The organism is Caulobacter sp. CCG-8, from assembly GCF_037402475.1.
Taxonomy (GTDB): domain Bacteria; phylum Pseudomonadota; class Alphaproteobacteria; order Caulobacterales; family Caulobacteraceae; genus Caulobacter.
The window spans coordinates 108,419-126,682 of the sequence record NZ_JBBEUD010000001.1; the positions used below are offsets into that span (position 1 = coordinate 108,419).

Consider the following 18,264-nt stretch of genomic DNA (forward strand, 5'->3'; position numbering starts at 1 on the left):
GGCCTATGGCCACGGTCATCGACAAGGCCCGGTCCCAGAGCGACAACCGTCCGGCGGTCTCGGCCGCCGAACGGGCCAAGCGCAAGGGCGACGCGCGCGGCGGCCTCTACAAGCCGCGCGAGCCGATCTATCCCAAGCTGGCCCACGGCCGGTGGCGGGCGGTGAAGTGGGCGGTGCTGATCGCCACCCTCACGATCTATTATGTCACGCCCTGGATCCGGTGGGGGCGGCCCGACGGCTTTCCGCAGCAGGCCGCCCTGGTCGACTTCACCGGTCGCCGCTTCTACTTCTTCGACATCCAGCTGTGGCCGCAGGAAGTCTACATCTTCACGGGGCTGCTGATCGCCGCGGCGCTGGCGCTGTTCCTGACCACGGCGCTGTTCGGCCGCCTGTGGTGCGGCTACGCCTGCCCGCAGACCGTCTGGACCGACCTGTACATCGTCGTCGAGCGCCTGTTCGAGGGCGACCGCAACGCCCGCATGCGCCTGGACGCCGCGCCGTGGTCGTTCGACAAGGCCTGGCGCAAGGTCTGCAAGCACGTCGCCTGGCTGGGCATCGCCTTCGGGACCGGCGGCGCCTGGATCTTCTATTTCCACGACGCGCCGACGCTGATCCGCACCTTCTGGATCGGCCAGGCGCCGATGACCGCCTACGCCTCCTGCGCTCTGCTGACCGCGACGACCTACATCTTCGCCGGCTGGATGCGCGAGCAGGTCTGCATCTACATGTGCCCCTGGCCCCGGATCCAGGGCGCGATGCTGGATCAGCACTCGCTGCAGGTCACCTATCTGCGCGACCGCGGCGAGCCACGCGGCAGCCACAAGAAGGGCCAAAGCTGGGACGGCCGGGGCGACTGCATCGACTGCCACCAGTGCGTCGTCGTCTGCCCCATGGGCATCGACATCCGCGACGGCAGCCAGTTGGAATGCATCAATTGCGGCCTGTGCGTCGACGCCTGCGACGACATCCTGGGCAAGCTGAACCGGCCGACGGGCCTGATCGCCTACGACACCGACGCCGCCGTGGCCGCCCGGGCGGGCGGCGGCAAGGCGACCTACAAGCCGATCCGTTCCCGGACGGTCTACTACGCCCTGGCGCTGACGGTGGTCAGCGGCCTGACCCTGTGGTCCCTGATCGCCCGGCCCAAGGCCGACCTCCACGTGATCCGCGACCGCAACCCGATCTATGTCCGGATGCACGACGGCGCGGTCCGCGACGGCTACACCCTGAAGATCACCAACCGCACCTTCGCCGACCGCCGCTTCGACGTGACGTTCGACGGCGTCCCCGGGGCACGCCTCAGCCATCCCGCCCTGAAGAGCGCGGGCATTTCGGTGACCGCCCCCGCCGACCAGGTCGTGTCGCTGCGTGTCTTCGTCACCGCCCCGCCCGACGCCGAGCGTCCGCCCAGCGTGCCGGGCCGCTTCACGGTCCGCTCGGGCGACGTCCATGCCGATGCCGCGACCGTCTTCCTTTCAGGAGCCGCGAACCCGCAATGACCGCCGCCTCCCCGCCCGCACCAAAGGGGCAGATCACCGGCCGGCACGTGCTGGTCGGGGTCGTCCTGTTCTTCGCCCTGGTGATCGCCGTCGACGCCGTGTTCATGGCGCTGGCTTACCGGACCTTCTCCGGCCAGGTCGCGTCGAACCCTTACGAGGCCGGGCTGGCCTTCAACCGCACCCTGGCGCAGCGCCAGCGCGAGGACGCGCTGGGCTGGACCGCCGCCGTGGAGACCCGGGACGGGCAAGCCGTGATCGTGGGCGTTCGCGACGCCGCCGGTCGCCCCCTCGGCCACCTGTCGCTCACCGGAACCCTGGAACGGCCGGCGACCGAGACCGGTCGGCAGGTCCTGGCCTTCACGCCGATGGGCGGGGGTCGCTACCAGGCTCCCGCGCGGCTGGACGGGGCCTGGGACCTGCGCGCCGTCGCCCGCACGCCCAAGGACGTCTTCGAACTCGAAGCCCGCCTGGTGTCGCGATGAGCGCCGGGCTTGCCCTGCATCGCGACCTGGAGGCCTTCGTCCGCCGCGACGACGCGGGGCGAGGCCAGCTGGACCTGCTGGTCAGCGGCGCGCGCTGCGCGGGGTGCATCAGCAAGATCGAGAAGGCTGTGAGCGACCTGCCCGGCGTCGAGGCCGCGCGCCTGAACCTGACGACCGGCAAGCTGGCCGTCGAACTGGCCGGCCAGGACACCGCCCCGCAGCGGGTGCTGGAGACGGTGGAGGGCCTGGGCTACCGCGCCTGCCTGTTCGACCCCGGCGAGGCCGCCGCCGCCCAGGACCGCGAGGGCCGCGAACTGGCCCTGGCCCTGGGCGTGGCGGGGTTCGGCGCCGGCAACGTCATGATGTTCACGGTGCCGGCCTGGGCCGGGCTGTTCGGGCAGGAACTGAACGCCTCGACCCTGACCGTGATGTACTGGCTGGCCGCCATCGTCGCGACGCCGTGCGCCCTGTTCGCTGGACGGCCGTTCTTCCGCTCGGCCTGGGCCTCGTTGAAGCGTGGCCGGGCCAACATGGACGTACCGATCTCGATCGGCGTGATCCTGACCCTGATCGTGAGCTTCTCCGAGACCATCCTTGGGGGCAGGCACGCCTATTTCGACGCGGCGGTGACCTTGCTGTTCCTGTTGCTGATCGGCCGCTACCTGGACCATCGGCTCCGAGCCGGCGCCCGGTCGGCCGCCCGCGACCTGCTGGCGTTGCAGACGCCGGTCGCGATCCGGCTGGTCGACGGCGTCGAGCGGGGCGTTCCCGTCGCCGAGGTCAAGGTCGGCGATCGCCTGGTCGTGGCGCCGGGAGACCGCATCCCGGTCGATGGCGACGTCGAGACAGGCTGCTCGGAAATCGACAACGCCCTGATCACCGGCGAGACCGCCCTGGCGGCCGTGGGTCCTGGCGTCCGGCTGAACGCCGGAGCGTTGAACCTCACCGGGCGGCTGGTCATGACCGCCACCGCCCGCAGCGAGGACTCGACCCTGGCCGCCATCGCGCGGCTGATGGAGGCCGGAGCCCAGACCCGCTCGGCCTATGTACGGCTGGCCGACAAGGCGGCGGCGCTCTACGTGCCCCTGGTCCACACGGCCGCGGCCCTGACCTTCGTCGGCGGTTGGGCGCTGGGACTGGGGCCGCGCGAGGCGCTGCTGCGGGCCGCCGCCGTGCTGATCGTCACCTGTCCCTGCGCGCTGGGCCTGGCGGTGCCCGCCGTCCAGGTCGCCGCCAGCAGTCGCCTGTTCCGGGGCGGCGTCCTGGTGAAGTCCGGCGCGGCGCTGGAGCGCCTGGCCGAGGTCGACCACGTGGTGTTCGACAAGACCGGCGTCCTGACCCAGGGGCGTCCCGCCCTGATCGGCGCGCCGGCCCATCTGGTGAGGCTGGCCGCGCCCCTGGCCCGCGCCTCGCGACACCCTCTGGCCCGCGCCCTGGCCGCCGAGGCGGGGCTGGGCCTGGTCGCCGAGGCGTGCGTCGAGACCCCGGGCCAGGGGGTGGAAGGCCTGATCGACGGCCGACGCGCCCGCCTGGGCCGCGCCGCCTTCGTCGGGGTGGACGGCGCCGATGCGCGCGAGACCGAACTCTGGTTCGGCTTCGAAGGCGACGTGAAAATCCGCTTCGTCTTCGCCGACAGCCTTCGCCCGGACGCCGCCGGCACCGTCGCCGCGCTCCGGCGGCTGGGTCTGTCGGTCGAGATCCTGTCGGGCGATCTGCCCTCGCCTGTCGCCGAGGTCGCCGAGGCGGTGGGCGTGACCGCGTGGCGGGCCGCCCTGACGCCCTTCGACAAGGTCGCGACGATCGAGGCGCTGGCCGTCCAGGGACGCAAGGTGCTGATGGTCGGCGACGGGCTCAACGACGCCGCCGCCCTGGCCAAGGCCCACGCCTCGATGGCGCCCGGCGCGGCGGTCGACGCCGCCCAGAACGCGGCCGACCTCGTGTTCACCGGCGAGGACCTGCGGGCCGTGGTCGAGGCGATCGAGACCGCACGCGAGGCGCGACGTCGCGCCCTGGAGAATTTCGGCTTCTCCGCGCTCTACAACCTCATCGCCGCCCCGGCGGCCATGGCGGGGCTGATCAATCCCTTCGTCGCGGCCCTGGCCATGTCCGGCTCGTCCATCGTCGTGCTGCTCAACGCCGCCCGTCCGCGCCTGGGACGACGCCCGCGATGAACATCCTGCTGTTCCTGGCTCCGGCGTCGATCGGCCTGGGGGCGCTGGGTCTGCTGGCCTTCTTCTGGACGATGCGGTCAGGGCAATACGACGACCCCAAGGGCGACGCCGAGCGCATCCTCTACGACCATCTCGAAGACCGCCCGCCGCCCGATCCGGCCGGCAAAACGGACGCCGCACTTAAGTAATCGCCGGGCGACCAAAGTTTTTCGAAACTGATCGAGGTCAAAGTCCTCCATACCGCACCCCCTAGAGTGAAGACGCGACGGAAACACTGACGTCGCGATCCAGGGGATACGATATGAAGACCTCCATTATTTCGCTCGTCGCCTTGGGCGTGTTTTGCGCCGGCGCCGCGAACGCCCAGGACTTCACCACGAACGCCAAGGGGGACCTGATCGTCCACGTCCGCGCGACGCAGGTCGCGCCGGACAAGGACGCCGCGATCCTGACCGCCTCAGGCGCCGCCACCGGCCTGAAGGCGCACGTCGGCGACGACGTGAAGCCGACGCTGGGTTTCACCTATTTCCTTACCGACAAGGTCGCGGTCGAGGCGATCCTGGGGACGACCCATCACGAAATCCGGGCGCGCGGTCCCGGGACCGACGTGGTCGTCCACGAAGCCTGGGTGCTGCCGCCGGTCGTGACGCTGCAGTACCACCCGCTGCCGGCCGCCCGGGTCAGCCCCTATGTCGGGGCGGGCCTCAACTACATGCTGTTCTACAAGAACAGCGACAAGAACGGCTTCAAGGTCGGGCTCGACGACGGCATCGGCTACGCCCTCCAGGCGGGCGTGAACATCAAGCTCAGGAACCAGTGGCTGGTGAACGCCGACGTGAAGAAGGTCTTCTTCGACACCGACGCCAAGATTAACGACGGCGCGCTGAAGGCGAAGGTCGATCTCGACCCGCTCGTGACCTCGGTGGGCCTGTCCCACCTGTTCTAGACCGGCCGGACGCCTCGCCCCAGCCTCGGCGCTGGGGCGGGGCCCCCATCCGACGCCCGCCGGCGGCGGCGCGCCGGCTTTTTGACGAACATCAAGGCCGGCCGGGCGATCGGGAGCCATGAAGCGACCGTACCCTTCGAAAGCCTCGATCGATGCTCCTCTCCGCCGAACAGCGTGCGCACGCCCAACGTAACTTGCCGCGCTACACCAGCTATCCGACGGCCCTCGCCTTCCAGGCGGACCAGGCGGCCGTCGGCCAAGGCTGGTTCGGCGCGACCCGGCCGGACGACCGCCTGTCGATCTATGTCCATGTGCCGTTCTGCCGTCGGCTTTGCTGGTACTGCGGCTGCCACACCACGATCACCCACGGCTACGAACGCGTCGCCGCCTATGCCGACCTGCTCGGGCACGAGATCGATCTGGTCGCCCGACGCCTGGGCGAGCACGACGGCCTGACCCATCTGCATTTCGGCGGCGGCAGCCCCAACGCCCTGAACCCGGCCGACTTCCAGCGCCTGGTCGAGCGCCTCAAGCGCGTCTTCGGCCTGAGGCCCGACGCCGAGATCGCCGCCGAGCTGGACCCAGGCCTGCTGTCTGACGCCTTCATCGAGGCCGTCGGCGACGCCGGCGTCACGCGCGTGAGCCTGGGGGTCCAGACCTTCGATCCCCGGGTCCAGGCCCTGGTCAACCGCGTCCAGCCGATCGAGCAGGTCGCCCACGCCGTCCAGGGCCTGCGCCAGGCGGGGGTGCGCGGCATGAACTTCGACCTGATGTACGGCCTGCCCGGACAGACGGTGGAGAACGTCCACGACTCCGCGCGCCGCGCCGCCGAGATGCGCCCCGACCGCGTGGCGGTCTTCGGCTACGCGCACGTCCCGTGGATGAAGAAACACCAGGTCATGATCCGCGAAGCCGACCTCGCCGATCTCGACGAACGCTGGGCCCAGGCCGAGGCCGCCGACGCCGCCCTGGTCGGGGCAGGCTATGTCCGTATCGGTCTGGACCACTACGCCCTTCCCGACGATCCCCTGAGCAAGGCGGCCATGACGGGACGCCTGCGGCGGAACTTCCAGGGCTATACCGACGACCCCGCCCCCGTGCTCGTGCCGATCGGTCCCTCGTCCATCGGCCAGTTCCGCGAGGGCTTCGTCCAGAACCTGGCGCCGACCGACCAGTGGGCCGCCCGGATCGCCAAGGGCGAACCGCCGCTCGCCCGCGCCCTGGCGCTGAGCGACGAGGACCGCCTGCGCGCCGCCGTCATCGAGCGCCTGATGTGCGGCCTGACGGTCGATGTCGAGGCGACATGCCGGGAGCACGGCTTCCCCCCGGACCACCTCGCCGGCGGCCTCGGCGCGCTCGACGCCCTGCAGATCGCGGGATTCTGCGTCCGCGACGGCGGGCGGGTGACCATTCCCGAAGGGGCCCGGCGGCTCATGCGGGTCGTGGCGGCGGCTTTCGACGCCCGCCTCCCGGTCGCCCCGGCTCGCCACGCGAAAGCGGTCTGAACCCGACGCGAGAACGTCGGAACCGATCGACAAGGCTTTCGGCTATGACGAAATCGCCGAACTGAGGCAGGCTTCCCGCAACACGGTCACGATCTTCGTCCGGCGGGTCCACCAGGAGCCCGCGCGCCCGAAGATCGAAGCGATCCACGGGGCCCGTCGCCATGGAATTCCATCGAAGCCTGCGCGTCCCGCTGCTCTACGCCGCGGCGCTCGTGCTGGTCCTGGTCTGCGTCTATCTCGTCAGCCGGCCTCATGGAATCCATCTCGTCCAGGCCCAGGTGCTGGCCCAGGACAGCCAGGGCTATGCGCCGCCTCCGCGTCGCGTGGACTGGCGCGACATCCCCGGCCAATGGCGGACCGTCGCCCTGCCCCACGCGCCCCGCCCCGAGGTCCGGACCCAGCCCGGCGAGGCGGACGCCCTGCCCACGCGCACCACCTGGTACCATTTCCAGCTCGGACCGGGGCAAGCGGCGCCGCCCGACGCCTATCTCTACATCCCGCGCTGGAAGACCGACGGCGAGATCGCGATCTATGTCGACGGCGCGTTGTTCTACCAGTCGCACGCCAATCTGCAGTGGAACGGCTCGAACCGGCCGCTGTGGATTCCGCTGGAGGACGCGGCCGAGACCACGCCGCCCAAGGACATCCTGATCCGCATCCGCCACGTCCGGGGCCTGGGCGGGGCGCTGTCGACCCTATGGCTGGGCGACTACCGCCAGCTGGGCGCGGCCTACTACGTGCGCGACTTCTTCCAGATCGAGCTGCCCTATCTCAGTTCGGCGATATTCCTCGGGACCGGCATCTTCGCCTTCCTGGTCTGGCTCGGGCGACGGCGGGAGACGTTGCTGCTGCTCTTCGCGGTGATGAGCATCGTGGCGCTGCTGCGGGTGATGCACACCTTCATGGGAACGGACCGGTTGCCGATCCCGGACGCCTGGTTCGGCTGGCTGACGGTCAATGCGCTGAGCTGGATGATCCTGATCGCCCAGCTGTTCCTGGTCAGGCTGCATCATCATCGCCAGCCCTGGCTCACCGCCCTGATCGCGACCACCAGCCTGGCGGTCAACCTGCTGACCCTGCCGCTCTTCGCCGGCACGTTCGACGCCACGATCGTGTCGCCGATCGTCTATCTGGTCATGGGGGTCCTGGCGATCACCACCTTCGGCCTCGGCTTCCACCGAAGCTGGCGGGCGCGTTCGCGGGAAGGCGTGGTCCTGGCCGCCTGGGGGCTGCTGAGCGTCCTGGCCGGCGCCTACGACCTTCTGCTCCAGAACAACCTGGTCAACATCGAGGGCCTGTTCCTCAACATCTATGCCGAGATCGGACTGATCGTCGCCTTCTGCCTGATCATGCTGAACCGCTACATACGGGCGATGAGCGAGGTGGAGCGCGCCAACGCGGTGCTGGCCGAACGGCTGGCCGCGCGCGAGGCCGAACTGACCGAAAGCCACCAGAAGCTGCGCGAGGTCGAGCGGCGCGAGGTGCTGCACCGGGAACGCCAGCGGCTGATGCAGGACATGCACGACGGGCTCGGCTCGTCCCTGGTCAGCGCCCTGCGGGTGGTCGAGCACGGCAGGATCGACGAGCACGAGATCGCCCAGCTCCTGAAGAGCTGCATCGACGACCTGAAGCTGACCATCGACTCGATGGAGCCGGTCGAGACCGACCTGCTCCTGCTGCTCGGCACGCTGCGTTTCCGCCTCCAGCCGCGGCTCGAAGCCACGGGCGTCAAGCTACGGTGGGAGGTCCAGGACGTGCCGCCGCTGGCCTGGCTCGACCAGCGCCATTCGCTGCACATCCTGCGCATCCTGCAGGAGGCCTTCACCAACGTGATCAAGCACGCCGGCGCCGGCGAGATCCGGCTGGCCACCGAGGCGCGCGACGGCTTCGTGCAGGTCAGCGTGGTCGACAACGGACATGGGTTCGATGTCTCGGCCGCCGCCGAAGGCCGCGGCCTGGGCAACCAGGCCCGTCGCGCGGCGGCGATCGGCGGCCGGGTCGAGCTGGTATCGGGACCGGACGGAACCGCCTTCACCCTGCTGCTGCCGATCGTCGGCCAGCTGCGTGAGGCCGTCGAACTCACGACACCTTGATCAGGACGTCGCGCAAGGTCGCCGTCAGTTCGGCGATATGGCCGACGTCGGCGATCAGGGGCGGCGAGAGCGCGACGATGTCGCCGGTCACGCGGACCAGGAGGCCCGCTTCGAAACAGGCGACCAGCACGTCGTAGCCGCGCGCGCCCGGCTGGCCGTCCCTGGGCGCCAGCTCGACGCCGCCCATCAGGCCGATGGCGCGGACGTCGATGACATGGGGCGCGTCGGCCAGGGCGTGCAGCGCCTGGCTCCAGGTGGCTTCGAGCCCCGCCACGCGGGTCAGCAAGCCCTCGTCCCGATAGAGACCCAGCGTCGCCAGGCCCGCCGCGCAGGCCACGGGATGGCCGGAATAGGTATAGCCGTGGAAGAGCTCGATCTGCGGCTCGGGGCCGGTCATCAGGGCGTCGTGGATCTTGCGGCTGGCGAACACCGCGCCCATCGGCAAGGCGCCGTTGGTGATGCCCTTGGCCACGGTCACGAGGTCCGGGACCACGCCGAAATAGTCCGTGGCGAACGGCGCGCCCAGCCGCCCGAAGCCGGTGATCACCTCGTCGAAGATCAGCAGGATCCCGTGGCGGTCGCAGATCGCGCGCAGGCGCTCCAGATAGCCCTTCGGCGGCGGCAGGACGCCGGCGGACCCCGCCACGGGTTCGACGATGACCGCCGCGATCGTCTCCGCGCCATGCAGCGCGACCAGGCGCTCGAGATCGTCGGCCAGCTCGGCGCCGTGCTCGGGCAGGCCCCGCGAGAAGGCGTTGCGGCCCAGGTCGTGCGTGTGGCGCAGATGATCGGCGCCGTTCAGCAGCGGGAAGACGCGCCGATTGTTGACCAATCCGCCGACCGAGATGCCGCCGAACCCGACGCCGTGATAGCCGCGCTCGCGGCCGATGAACCGGGTGCGCGTCCCCTGCCCGATCGCCCGCTGATAGGCCACGGCGATCTTCAGGGCGCTGTCGACGGCCTCGGAACCCGAGTTGGCGAAGAAGATCCGGTCCAGACCGGCCTCCGGACCGCCCGGCGCGATCGCGGCCAGGGCCTCGGCGAACTGGAAGGCGACCGGGTGGCCCATCTGGAAGGACGGCGCATAGTCCAGGTCCAGCAGCTGGCGCGACACCGCCTCGGCGATCTCGCGGCGCCCGTGGCCGGCGTTGACGCACCAGAGGCCCGCCGTGCCGTCGAGGATCCGGCGGCCGTCCGCGCTGGCGTAGTACATGCCCTCGGCGCCCGCCAGCAGACGCGGCGCGGCCTTGAACTGGCGGTTGGCCGTGAACGGCATCCAGTAGTGGTCGAGGTTCAGATTGGTGTCGGGCATGCAAAATCCTACTCAATGAGTAGAGAAATCCACGCCACCGCCTCGTCGCGCAATCCCCCCGCTTTCCTGATAAATCTGCGTGCCCAATCAGAATTTTTCCGCTCAGCTGAACGCCGATTAGAGAAGCTTGGCTTATCGGGAGGAAATCTCGGTTTGAATCCCCATTCATTCAGTAGGAATTCTCGGGCGAACGAAAAACCGGCGTTTTCGCCTCAAGAGCGTGCGCCGCAAGCGGGGATTATCCAGTGATCAAGCGTCTACTCATCGGGACCGCCGCCGGCGCCCTGACCGCCTCCCTAGCCAGTGCGGCCTTCGCCCAGGCGACCAACACCGAACTGGAGCAGGTGATCGTCACCGCCCAGCGCCGGGAACAGTCGGCCCAGGACGTGGGCGTGGCCCTGTCGGTGATCTCGGGCGAGCAGCTGGTCGCGCGCAGCGTCGCCACGGTCAATCAGTTGCAGTACGCCACGCCCAGCCTGGAGATCACGCCGCAGTTCGGCAGCGGCCAACCCAGCTTCCGCCTGCGCGGCGTCGGCTTCGACGACTACGCCTCGAACAACTCCTCGACCGTCGGGGTCAGCGTCGACGAAGTGGCCTATCCGATCCAGGCCCAGACCCAAGGGCTGCTGTTCGACATCGCCCGGGTCGAGGTGCTGCGCGGCCCGCAGGGCACGCTCTACGGCCGCAACACCACCGGCGGCGCGATCAACTTCATCACCAACCGGCCGACCACCACCCAGGCGGCCGGGATCACCGCCGAATACGACAGCCACGACCACTTCAAGGCCGAGGGTTACGTCTCGGGACCGATCGGCGACGCCCTGCAGGGCCGTCTGGCCTTCGTCACCGACCAGGGCGGCGCCTGGCAGAAGAACCGCACCACCGGCGAGAAGCTGGGCGACAAGGACAGCACCAGCGTGCGCGGCCAACTGGCCTGGCAGCCCAGCGACAAGCTCGACTTCCTGCTGAGCGCCCACTACGGCCGCGACAAGTCCGAGCCCACCGGCCTCTACCTGTTCAATCCGCTCAGCTACAATTCGGCCCTGCCGACGATCCCGGCCGACACCGACCGCAAGGCCACCGGCTGGGGCGGTTCATCCGCCTTCGCGGACCTGACCGGCATCGCCACCAACGCCAAGCCGTTCCACGACACCGACAGCAGCGGCGTCAGCCTGCGCGCCCACGGCGGCAACGACGCGGTCGACGTGGTCTCGATCACCTCGTACGAGCGCCTGCACCGCAAGGAATACAACGACTGGGACGCCTCGGCCTACGCCTATGCCGGGACCTATTTCGACACCGACGCCAAGGTCTTCTCGCAGGAGGTCCGCGCCTCGTCGAAGGCCGAAGGGCCGCTGCAGTGGCTGGTCGGCGCCTACTATTCGCGCGAGACCCTGGACGAGGCCTTCTATTCGGACTTCTACCAGTCGCTGCTGTTCGACACCCGCACCAGCTACAACCAGAAGGTCCGCTCGGGTTCGCTGTTCGGCCAGGTCGAATACGCGCTCAACGACAAGCTTAAGCTGATCGGCGGCCTGCGCGGCGAGGATGAGAAGCGCAATCAGGACGACTTCGTCACCGCCGGTGTCTTCGCCCCCGGCGCGCCGCCGACCAACTTCAGCCCCACGGCCGACAAGTCGCTGCACAACAAGACCCTGACCGGCAAGCTGGGCCTGGAGTACCGGCCGGTCGACGGCGTCCTGCTGTACGCCAGCGCCAGCAAGGGCACCAAGTCGGGCGGCTTCACCTCGTACAACGTGGGCGACGCCTCGGCGGTCGACGGCTTCCGGCCCGAGACCCTGTGGGCCTACGAGACCGGCTTCAAGTCCAGCTTCGCCGACAACACCGTCCAGCTGAACGGCTCGGTGTTCTACTACGACTACAAGGACCAGCAGGTTCAGTCGGCGATCTACGACATCAACAACGGCCCGATCGGCGCCATCGTCAACGCCCAGAAGTCGCACATCTACGGCGGTGAACTGGAGCTGACCTGGCGGCCGGCTCCCGGCCTGCGGATCGGCCAGTCGCTGGGCTACAAGACCGGCAAGTTCGACAAGTACACCAACGACCTGGACATCGCCGCCAGCACGGCGGCCGGCCACGCCGTCTATGTCGACCGTACCGGCGCCAAGGTGGGCTTCCCGCCGCTCAGCTATGGCGGCGACGTCTCCTACGGCTGGTCGCTGGGCGACTATCAGCTGGAGGCCGAGGGCAACTACGCCTTCCACGACGAGACCAAGCCGCTGCTGCTGGGCTCGCGCTACAACGTCGACTCCTACTGGCTGGCCAACGCCAGCATCACCCTGACGCCGTCGACCGGTCCCTGGGCGCTCACCCTGTTCGGCCGCAACGTCTTCAACGAGAAGTACGACCTGACCCGCAACTTCTTCCTGCCCTACATCGACATCGCCGCCCCCGGCGAGCCGGCGACCTGGGGCGTGCGCGCCAGCCTGAAGTACTAGCGTCCAAGGCCTTCCCGCCCTCGCGGCGGGGAGGCCGAGCGTTCTGGAGAGTTCGATGATCAAGATCGTGTTGTCGGTGCTGGGCGGCCTGGTCGCGCTGGTGGTGGTCGCCGGCTTTGTCGGCTGGTTGCTGCTGCGCGGCCCCGATATCCCCTATGAAGAACTCGAGGCGAAATACGCCACGGCGGCCTCGCACTACGCCGACCTGCCGGGCGGCGTGCGCCTGCACTACAAGGACGAGGGCAAGGCCGACGGGCCGGTGCTGGTGCTGGTCCACGGCTTCGGCGACTCGCACTTCTCGTGGGAAGGCTGGGTCGCGCGCCTGGGCGACCGCTACCGGATCATCACCGTCGACCTGCCGGGCCACGGCCTGACCCGCGCCCCGGCCGGCTATGTCGCCAGCGGCGACGGCTACGCCGACCTGATCGACGCCCTGGCCGCCAAGCTGGCCCTGCCCAGGTTCGCCATCGCCGGCAATTCGATGGGTGGCGGCGTGGCCTGGCAGACAGCCGTGCGCTATCCGAACCGCGTGGACGCCCTGATCCTCGCCGACGCCGCCGGCTGGCCGGCGACCACGCTGAAGAAGCCGCCGCTGGCCTTCAAGCTGCTGAAATATTCGTGGGGCCGCGCCTTCCTGCGCTCGATCGACAACAAGCCGCTGATCCGCTCGGGCCTGCGCGGCGAGGTCGGCGATCCCGCCGTGATCACCGACGCCTTCATCGACCGCTGGGCCGAACTGCAGCGCGCCCCGGGCCATCGCGCGATCCTGATGTCGATCCAGCCCGGCAAGCACGGCCAGGCCACCAAGGAGGCTCTCTCGACGATCAAGGCCCCGACCCTGGTGCTGTGGGGCGAGATCGACCCGCTGATCGAGGTGGCCGGCGCGCACAAGTTCGCCGAGGCGATCCCGGGCGCCAAGCTGATCGTCTATCCGAAGGTCGGCCACCTGCCCCAGGTCGAGATCCCGCAACGTACGGCCGACGACGTCGCCGCCTTCCTGGCGGACGCCGGCATCCGCTAGCGTCCAGCCCCGGGACCTCTAGAGTAACCCCATGCGTACCGACTATCTCGGCAATCCGGTCAGCCCGACCTCCGACACGGCCCTGGCGGCCATCGACGATTTCGTCGATGGCTTCCTGAGTTACGAGACGCGGGCGGCGGACATCCTCGCCGCGGCCGAGGCCGAGCCGTCGAGCGCCCTGCTCAACGCCTACGCCGCCGCCCTCTGGCTGCTTCTCGAAGCGCCGGAGGCGGCGGAACGCGCGGCGCCCTATCTGGCCCGGGCCCGCGAGGCGGCAGGCGCGGCCCATCCGCGCGAGCGCCGGGTCGTGGATTTCGTCGCGGCCTGGTCCGCCGACGACATCCCCGGCGCGCTCGCGATCGCCGACGCCATCCTGGAGGCCTGGCCCCGCGACCTGCTGATCCTGAAGCTGCGCCAGTACCACGACTTCAATCGCGGCGACTTCCCCGCCATGCTCCGATCGGCGAGCCAGGCCCTGCCGGCCGCCGACGACGTCCCCCAGCTGCACGCCATGCTGGCCTTCGCCTACGAGCAATGCCACCTGCTGGACGAGGCCGAGGCCGCCGCCCGCCGGGCGCTGACGCTGAAGCGCAAGGAGCCCTGGGCCCAGCACGCCCTGGCCCATGTGATGCTGACCCAGGGCCGCATCGACGAGGGCGCGGCGTTCCTGGAAGGCGTCCGCGACACCTGGACGGGACTCAACTCGTTCATGGACACGCACCTGTGGTGGCATCTGGCGCTGTTCTATCTGAGCCAGGGACGGTTCGAGGCGGCGCTGGCCGCCTATGACGACCACTGCTGGGCCCAGGCCAAGGACTATTCCCAGGACCAGGTCGGCGCCGTCTCGCTGCTGGCGCGGATGGAGCTGGCCGGCCTGGACCTCGGCGGGCGCTGGAACGACTTGGCCGATTACCTGGTCGTCCGCGCCGACGACGTGGTCCAGCCGTTCCTGACCTTGCAGTACCTCTACGGCCTGGCCCGCGCCGGACGTCCGGAAGCCGACGCCCTGCTGGCCGCCGTGCGCCGCGCGGCGCTGGACGCGCCCGACCATGTCCGAGAGACCTGGCGCGAGGTGGCCTTGCCGGCCGCCGAGGGGCTGGTCGCCCACGCGCGCGGCGACGACGCGGCGGCGCTGCGCGGCCTGCGCGCCGCCCTGCCCCGGCTGGCCGAGATCGGGGGCAGCCACGCCCAGCGCGACCTCTTCGAACAACTGATCCTCGCGGCCCTGCTCCGCGCCGATCGGCTGTCCGAGGCCCAGCAGACCCTCGAGCTGCGCCGGGGCTTCGATCCCGACGGCGTCCCGCTCAACCGCGCCCTGGCCGCCGTCTACGACCGCCTTGGCCTTCCCGGCGAGGCCGCCAAGGCCCGCGCCCGCGTCGAGCGTCGCCTGGCGGCCATCGCGTGAGGCTGCGCGCCCTCCTCGGCGGCCTGGCCGCCGCCCTCGCCATGGCCCTGGCGCCGGCGGTCCAGGCCGCGCCCAAGGACAGCCTGACGATCGCCCTGCAGCTGGAACCGCCCAACCTCGACCCGACCTCGGGCGCGGCCGCCCCGACCGACGAGGTGGTCTACGGCAACATCTTCGAGGGCCTGGTCCGGCTCGACGCCCAGGGCGCGGTCAAGCCGCTGCTGGCCACCTGGTGGGAGGTTTCGCCCGACGGCCTGACCTACACCTTCCACCTGCGCGACGGCGTGCGCTTCCAGGACGGAGCGGCCTTCGACGCGGGAACCGTCAAGTTCAGCCTGGAGCGCGCGATCGCACCGGCCTCGACCAACGTCCAGAAGCAGGCGCTGAGCGTGATCCGCCGGGTCGAGGTGGTCGATCCCCGCACGGTGCGCCTGCACCTGGCCCAGCGCGACAGCGACCTGCTCTACGTGCTGGCCTGGGGCGACAGCGTGATGGTCTCGCCCCGCTCGGCCGCCGGCCTGGCCACCGCGCCCGTCGGCACCGGCCCGTTCCGCTTCGCCAACTGGCGGCGCGGCGACGCGGTGACCCTGACGCGCAACGACGGCTATTGGGGCCAGCCGGCCCGCCTGCGCCAGGTGAGGTTCCGGTTCATCGCCGATCCCGCCGCGGCCTTCGCGGCGATCAAGACCCACGAGGTCGACGCCTTCACCGACTATCCGGCGCCGGAGAGCCTGGCCCAGCTCCGCGCCGATCCGTCCCTGAAGGTGATCACCGCCTCCAGCGAGGGCGAGGTGATCCTGGCGATCAACAACCGCACCGGCCCGCTCGCGGACGTCCGGGTGCGCCGCGCCATCCAGCACGCCCTGGATCGGCGGACGATCATCGACGGGGCGATGTACGGCTACGGCGTGCCGATCGGCAGCCACTTCCCGCCGCAGAACGCGGCCTATGTCGACCTGACGGGCCTCTATCCGCACGACGTCGCCAAGGCCAAGGCGCTACTGGCGGAAGCCGGCTATCCGAACGGCCTGTCGCTGACCCTGAAACTGCCACCGCCCAACTACGCTCGGCGCAGCGGCGAGATCGCGGCCGCCCAACTGGCCCAGGCGGGCATACGGGTGAAGATCGAGAACCTGGAATGGGCCCAGTGGCTGGACCAGGTGTACGGCCGCCACGCCTTCGACCTGAGCATCGTCGCCCACACCGAGCCGATGGACTACGGCATCTACGACAAGGCCGACTATTATTTCGGCTACCACAGCGACGCCTTCCACAGCCTGATGGAGACGCTGAAGGGCGCGACCGACGAGGGTCAGCGGACCGTGATCCTCGGCCAGATCCAGCGCCGGATCGCCGACGACGCGGTCAACGGCTTCCTGTTCCAGTTCCCCCGCCTGGGCGCCTTCGACGCTCGGCTGAAGGACTTCTGGGTCAATTCGCCGACCCAGGCGATCGACCTGCGCACCGCCTCGTTCGGCGGCCAGGGCGTCGCGGACGGCCCCGTCGCCAAGGCCGGGCCGGCCGGCGCGATCCTCGGCGGCGTCCTGGCGCTCGCCGCCCTGCTGGGGCTGCTGGCGATCGCCGCCCGCTTCGGCGCGACCTGGCTGGCCGGCCGCGCGGCGGTGATGGTCCTGACCCTGCTGGCCGCCAGCATCGTGATCTTCGGCGTCATCCAGGTCATCCCCGGCGACCCGGCCGCCTACATGCTGGGCTTGAACGCCAGCCCCGAGGCGGCAGCCAGCCTGCGCCAGCAGATGGGTCTCGAAGGCCCGGCGACGCAACGCTACCTGGCCTGGCTGCTGGGCATGCTGCACGGCGATCTCGGCGTCAGCTACACCTACCAGACATCGGTCGCGGCCCTGGTCGCCGAGCGGATCGGCGTCTCCCTGCCCCTGGCTTTGCTGGCCATGGTCCTGTCCGTGGTCATCGGCGCGCCGATCGGCGCCCTGGCCGCCGCGCGGCGGGGCAAGGCGGCCGACACGATCGTGATGGGCCTGACCCAGGTGGGCGTCGCCATCCCGAACTTCTGGTTCGCCGTGCTGCTGGTCATGGTCTTCTCCATCAGCCTGCGCTGGGTCTCTGCCGGCGGCTTCCCGGGATGGGAGGCCGGCCTCGTCCCGGCCCTGAAGGCCCTGGCCCTGCCCTCCCTGGCCCTGGCCGCGCCCCAGGCGGCGATCATCGCCCGCGTCACCCGCTCGGCCCTGATCGACACCCTGGCCGAGGACTGGATGCGCACCGCCCGCGCCAAGGGGCTGACGGCCGGCCAGGCCCTGTGGCGGCACGGCCTGCCCAACGCCCTGATCCCGCTTCTCACCATCCTGGGCCTGCAGTTCCCGTTCCTGCTGGCCGGCGGGGTGATCATCGAGAACGTCTTCTTCCTGCCCGGGCTGGGACGTTTCGTCCTGCAGGCCATCACGCAGCGCGACCTGATCGTGGTGCAGGGCGTGGTCATGCTGCTGGTCTTCGCCGTGGTGGCGACCAACTTCCTGATCGACCTGGCCTATGTGGTCGTCGATCCGCGCCTGCGCGGGAGCCGGGGTCGATGAGCCGCGCCCGTCTCTCCCCCGCCCTCGTCGCCGGCGGCGCGATCAGCGCGATCTTCGTCGCCGCCGCCCTGCTCTCCCTGGTCTGGACGCCTTACGACGTCGCGGCCTTCGACATCGGCCACCGGCTGGAGGGACCCACCGCCGCCCACTGGCTGGGCCGCGACCACTTCGGCCGCGACGTGGCCTCGATGATCCTGATGGGGGCGGGCAACGCCTTGGCCGTCTCGCTGGTGGCGGTCCTGCTGGGCGCCGGCCTGGGCGTCCCGCTGGGCCTGCTGGCGGCCGCCCGGCGCGGTCTGGTCGACGAGCTGGTCATGCGCGCCTCGGACGTCGTCTTCGCCTTCCCGGCCCTGATCCTGGCCATCCTGCTCACCGCCGTCCTGGGCCCGGGCGCGATCAACGCCGTGGTCGCCATCGGGATCTTCAACGTGCCGGTCTTCGCCCGCCTGACCCGCGGCGCCGCCCTGTCCCTGTGGACCCGCGACTACGTCCTGGCGGCCCGCATGGCCGGCAAGGGCGCCGCCCACATCTCGCTCGAACACATCCTGCCCGGCCTCGCCAGTGTGCTGATCGTCCAGGCGACCCTGCAATTCTCGCTGGGCGTCATCGCCGAGGCGGGCCTGTCCTATGTCGGCCTCGGCGCCCAGCCGCCCGCCGCCAGCTGGGGCAAGATGCTGGCCGACGCCCAGACCCTGGTCTCGATCGCGCCCCTGCAGGCGATCTTCCCCGGCCTGGCCATCGTCGTCACCGTGCTGGGCCTGAACCTGCTGGGCGACGGCCTGCGCGACCGCTTCGATCCGCGCCTGGACGAGGAGCGCTGAG

General features: G+C 70.2%; 13 protein-coding genes. 12 read left to right on the forward strand and 1 reads right to left on the reverse strand.

From position 1 onward, the window contains the following. The first annotated feature begins 5 nt into the window (after positions 1-5). The 7 genes from ccoG to WAE60_RS00475 all read left to right on the forward strand — a co-directional run bounded on the left by ccoG (position 6) and on the right by WAE60_RS00475 (position 8,696). Positions 6-1,499 (forward strand): cytochrome c oxidase accessory protein CcoG, encoded by a 1,494-nt coding sequence (gene ccoG, locus WAE60_RS00445; RefSeq protein WP_337684319.1) that lies wholly within the window; start codon positions 6-8, stop codon positions 1,497-1,499. Then, on the forward strand, positions 1,496-1,981 hold the full coding sequence (locus WAE60_RS00450) for a FixH family protein (RefSeq protein ID WP_337684320.1): 486 nt from the start codon (positions 1,496-1,498) through the stop codon (positions 1,979-1,981). Before ccoG ends, WAE60_RS00450 begins: the two co-directional genes overlap by 4 nt. Then, positions 1,978-4,152, forward strand: a complete 2,175-nt coding sequence (locus WAE60_RS00455; RefSeq protein WP_337684321.1) for a heavy metal translocating P-type ATPase — start codon at positions 1,978-1,980, stop codon at positions 4,150-4,152. Before WAE60_RS00450 ends, WAE60_RS00455 begins: the two co-directional genes overlap by 4 nt. Continuing rightward, a complete protein-coding gene (gene ccoS / locus WAE60_RS00460) occupies positions 4,149-4,340 on the forward strand; it encodes a cbb3-type cytochrome oxidase assembly protein CcoS (protein WP_029914996.1) in 192 nt (63 codons plus the stop codon). Before WAE60_RS00455 ends, ccoS begins: the two co-directional genes overlap by 4 nt. 113 nt (positions 4,341-4,453) lie before the next feature. Continuing rightward, positions 4,454-5,098: an OmpW family outer membrane protein gene (locus WAE60_RS00465; RefSeq protein WP_337684323.1), complete on the forward strand. Its 645-nt coding sequence runs from the start codon at positions 4,454-4,456 to the stop codon at positions 5,096-5,098. A 152-nt stretch (positions 5,099-5,250) separates the two neighbouring features. Then, positions 5,251-6,603: an oxygen-independent coproporphyrinogen III oxidase gene (gene hemN, locus WAE60_RS00470; RefSeq protein ID WP_337684325.1), complete on the forward strand. Its 1,353-nt coding sequence runs from the start codon at positions 5,251-5,253 to the stop codon at positions 6,601-6,603. A gap of 161 nt (positions 6,604-6,764) precedes the next feature. Beyond that, positions 6,765-8,696, forward strand: coding sequence for an ATP-binding protein (locus tag WAE60_RS00475; protein WP_337684327.1), 1,932 nt, complete (start codon positions 6,765-6,767; stop codon positions 8,694-8,696). Here the strand turns inward: WAE60_RS00475 and WAE60_RS00480 are convergent. After that, positions 8,683-10,008 carry an aspartate aminotransferase family protein gene (locus WAE60_RS00480; protein WP_337684329.1) on the reverse strand — a complete coding sequence of 442 codons (1,326 nt, stop codon included), beginning with the start codon at positions 10,006-10,008 and terminating at the stop codon, positions 8,683-8,685. The genes WAE60_RS00475 and WAE60_RS00480 overlap by 14 nt on opposite strands. 245 nt (positions 10,009-10,253) lie before the next feature. Between WAE60_RS00480 and WAE60_RS00485 the strand changes: the two genes are divergently transcribed. From WAE60_RS00485 to WAE60_RS00505, 5 genes are read left to right on the forward strand one after another with little or no spacing between them, the layout of a single operon-like run. Beyond that, positions 10,254-12,470 (forward strand): TonB-dependent receptor, encoded by a 2,217-nt coding sequence (locus tag WAE60_RS00485; RefSeq protein ID WP_337684331.1) that lies wholly within the window; start codon positions 10,254-10,256, stop codon positions 12,468-12,470. Between the two features lie 55 nt (positions 12,471-12,525). Next, positions 12,526-13,491 (forward strand): alpha/beta hydrolase, encoded by a 966-nt coding sequence (locus tag WAE60_RS00490; protein WP_337684333.1) that lies wholly within the window; start codon positions 12,526-12,528, stop codon positions 13,489-13,491. A 31-nt stretch (positions 13,492-13,522) separates the two neighbouring features. After that, positions 13,523-14,896 carry a tetratricopeptide repeat protein gene (locus tag WAE60_RS00495; RefSeq protein WP_337684334.1) on the forward strand — a complete coding sequence of 458 codons (1,374 nt, stop codon included), beginning with the start codon at positions 13,523-13,525 and terminating at the stop codon, positions 14,894-14,896. After that, positions 14,893-17,442, forward strand: coding sequence for an ABC transporter substrate-binding protein (locus WAE60_RS00500; RefSeq protein WP_337684336.1), 2,550 nt, complete (start codon positions 14,893-14,895; stop codon positions 17,440-17,442). Before WAE60_RS00495 ends, WAE60_RS00500 begins: the two co-directional genes overlap by 4 nt. After that, positions 17,439-18,263 carry an ABC transporter permease gene (locus WAE60_RS00505; protein ID WP_337684338.1) on the forward strand — a complete coding sequence of 275 codons (825 nt, stop codon included), beginning with the start codon at positions 17,439-17,441 and terminating at the stop codon, positions 18,261-18,263. The genes WAE60_RS00500 and WAE60_RS00505 overlap by 4 nt, the downstream gene beginning before the upstream one ends. Position 18,264: the final 1 nt, after the last annotated feature.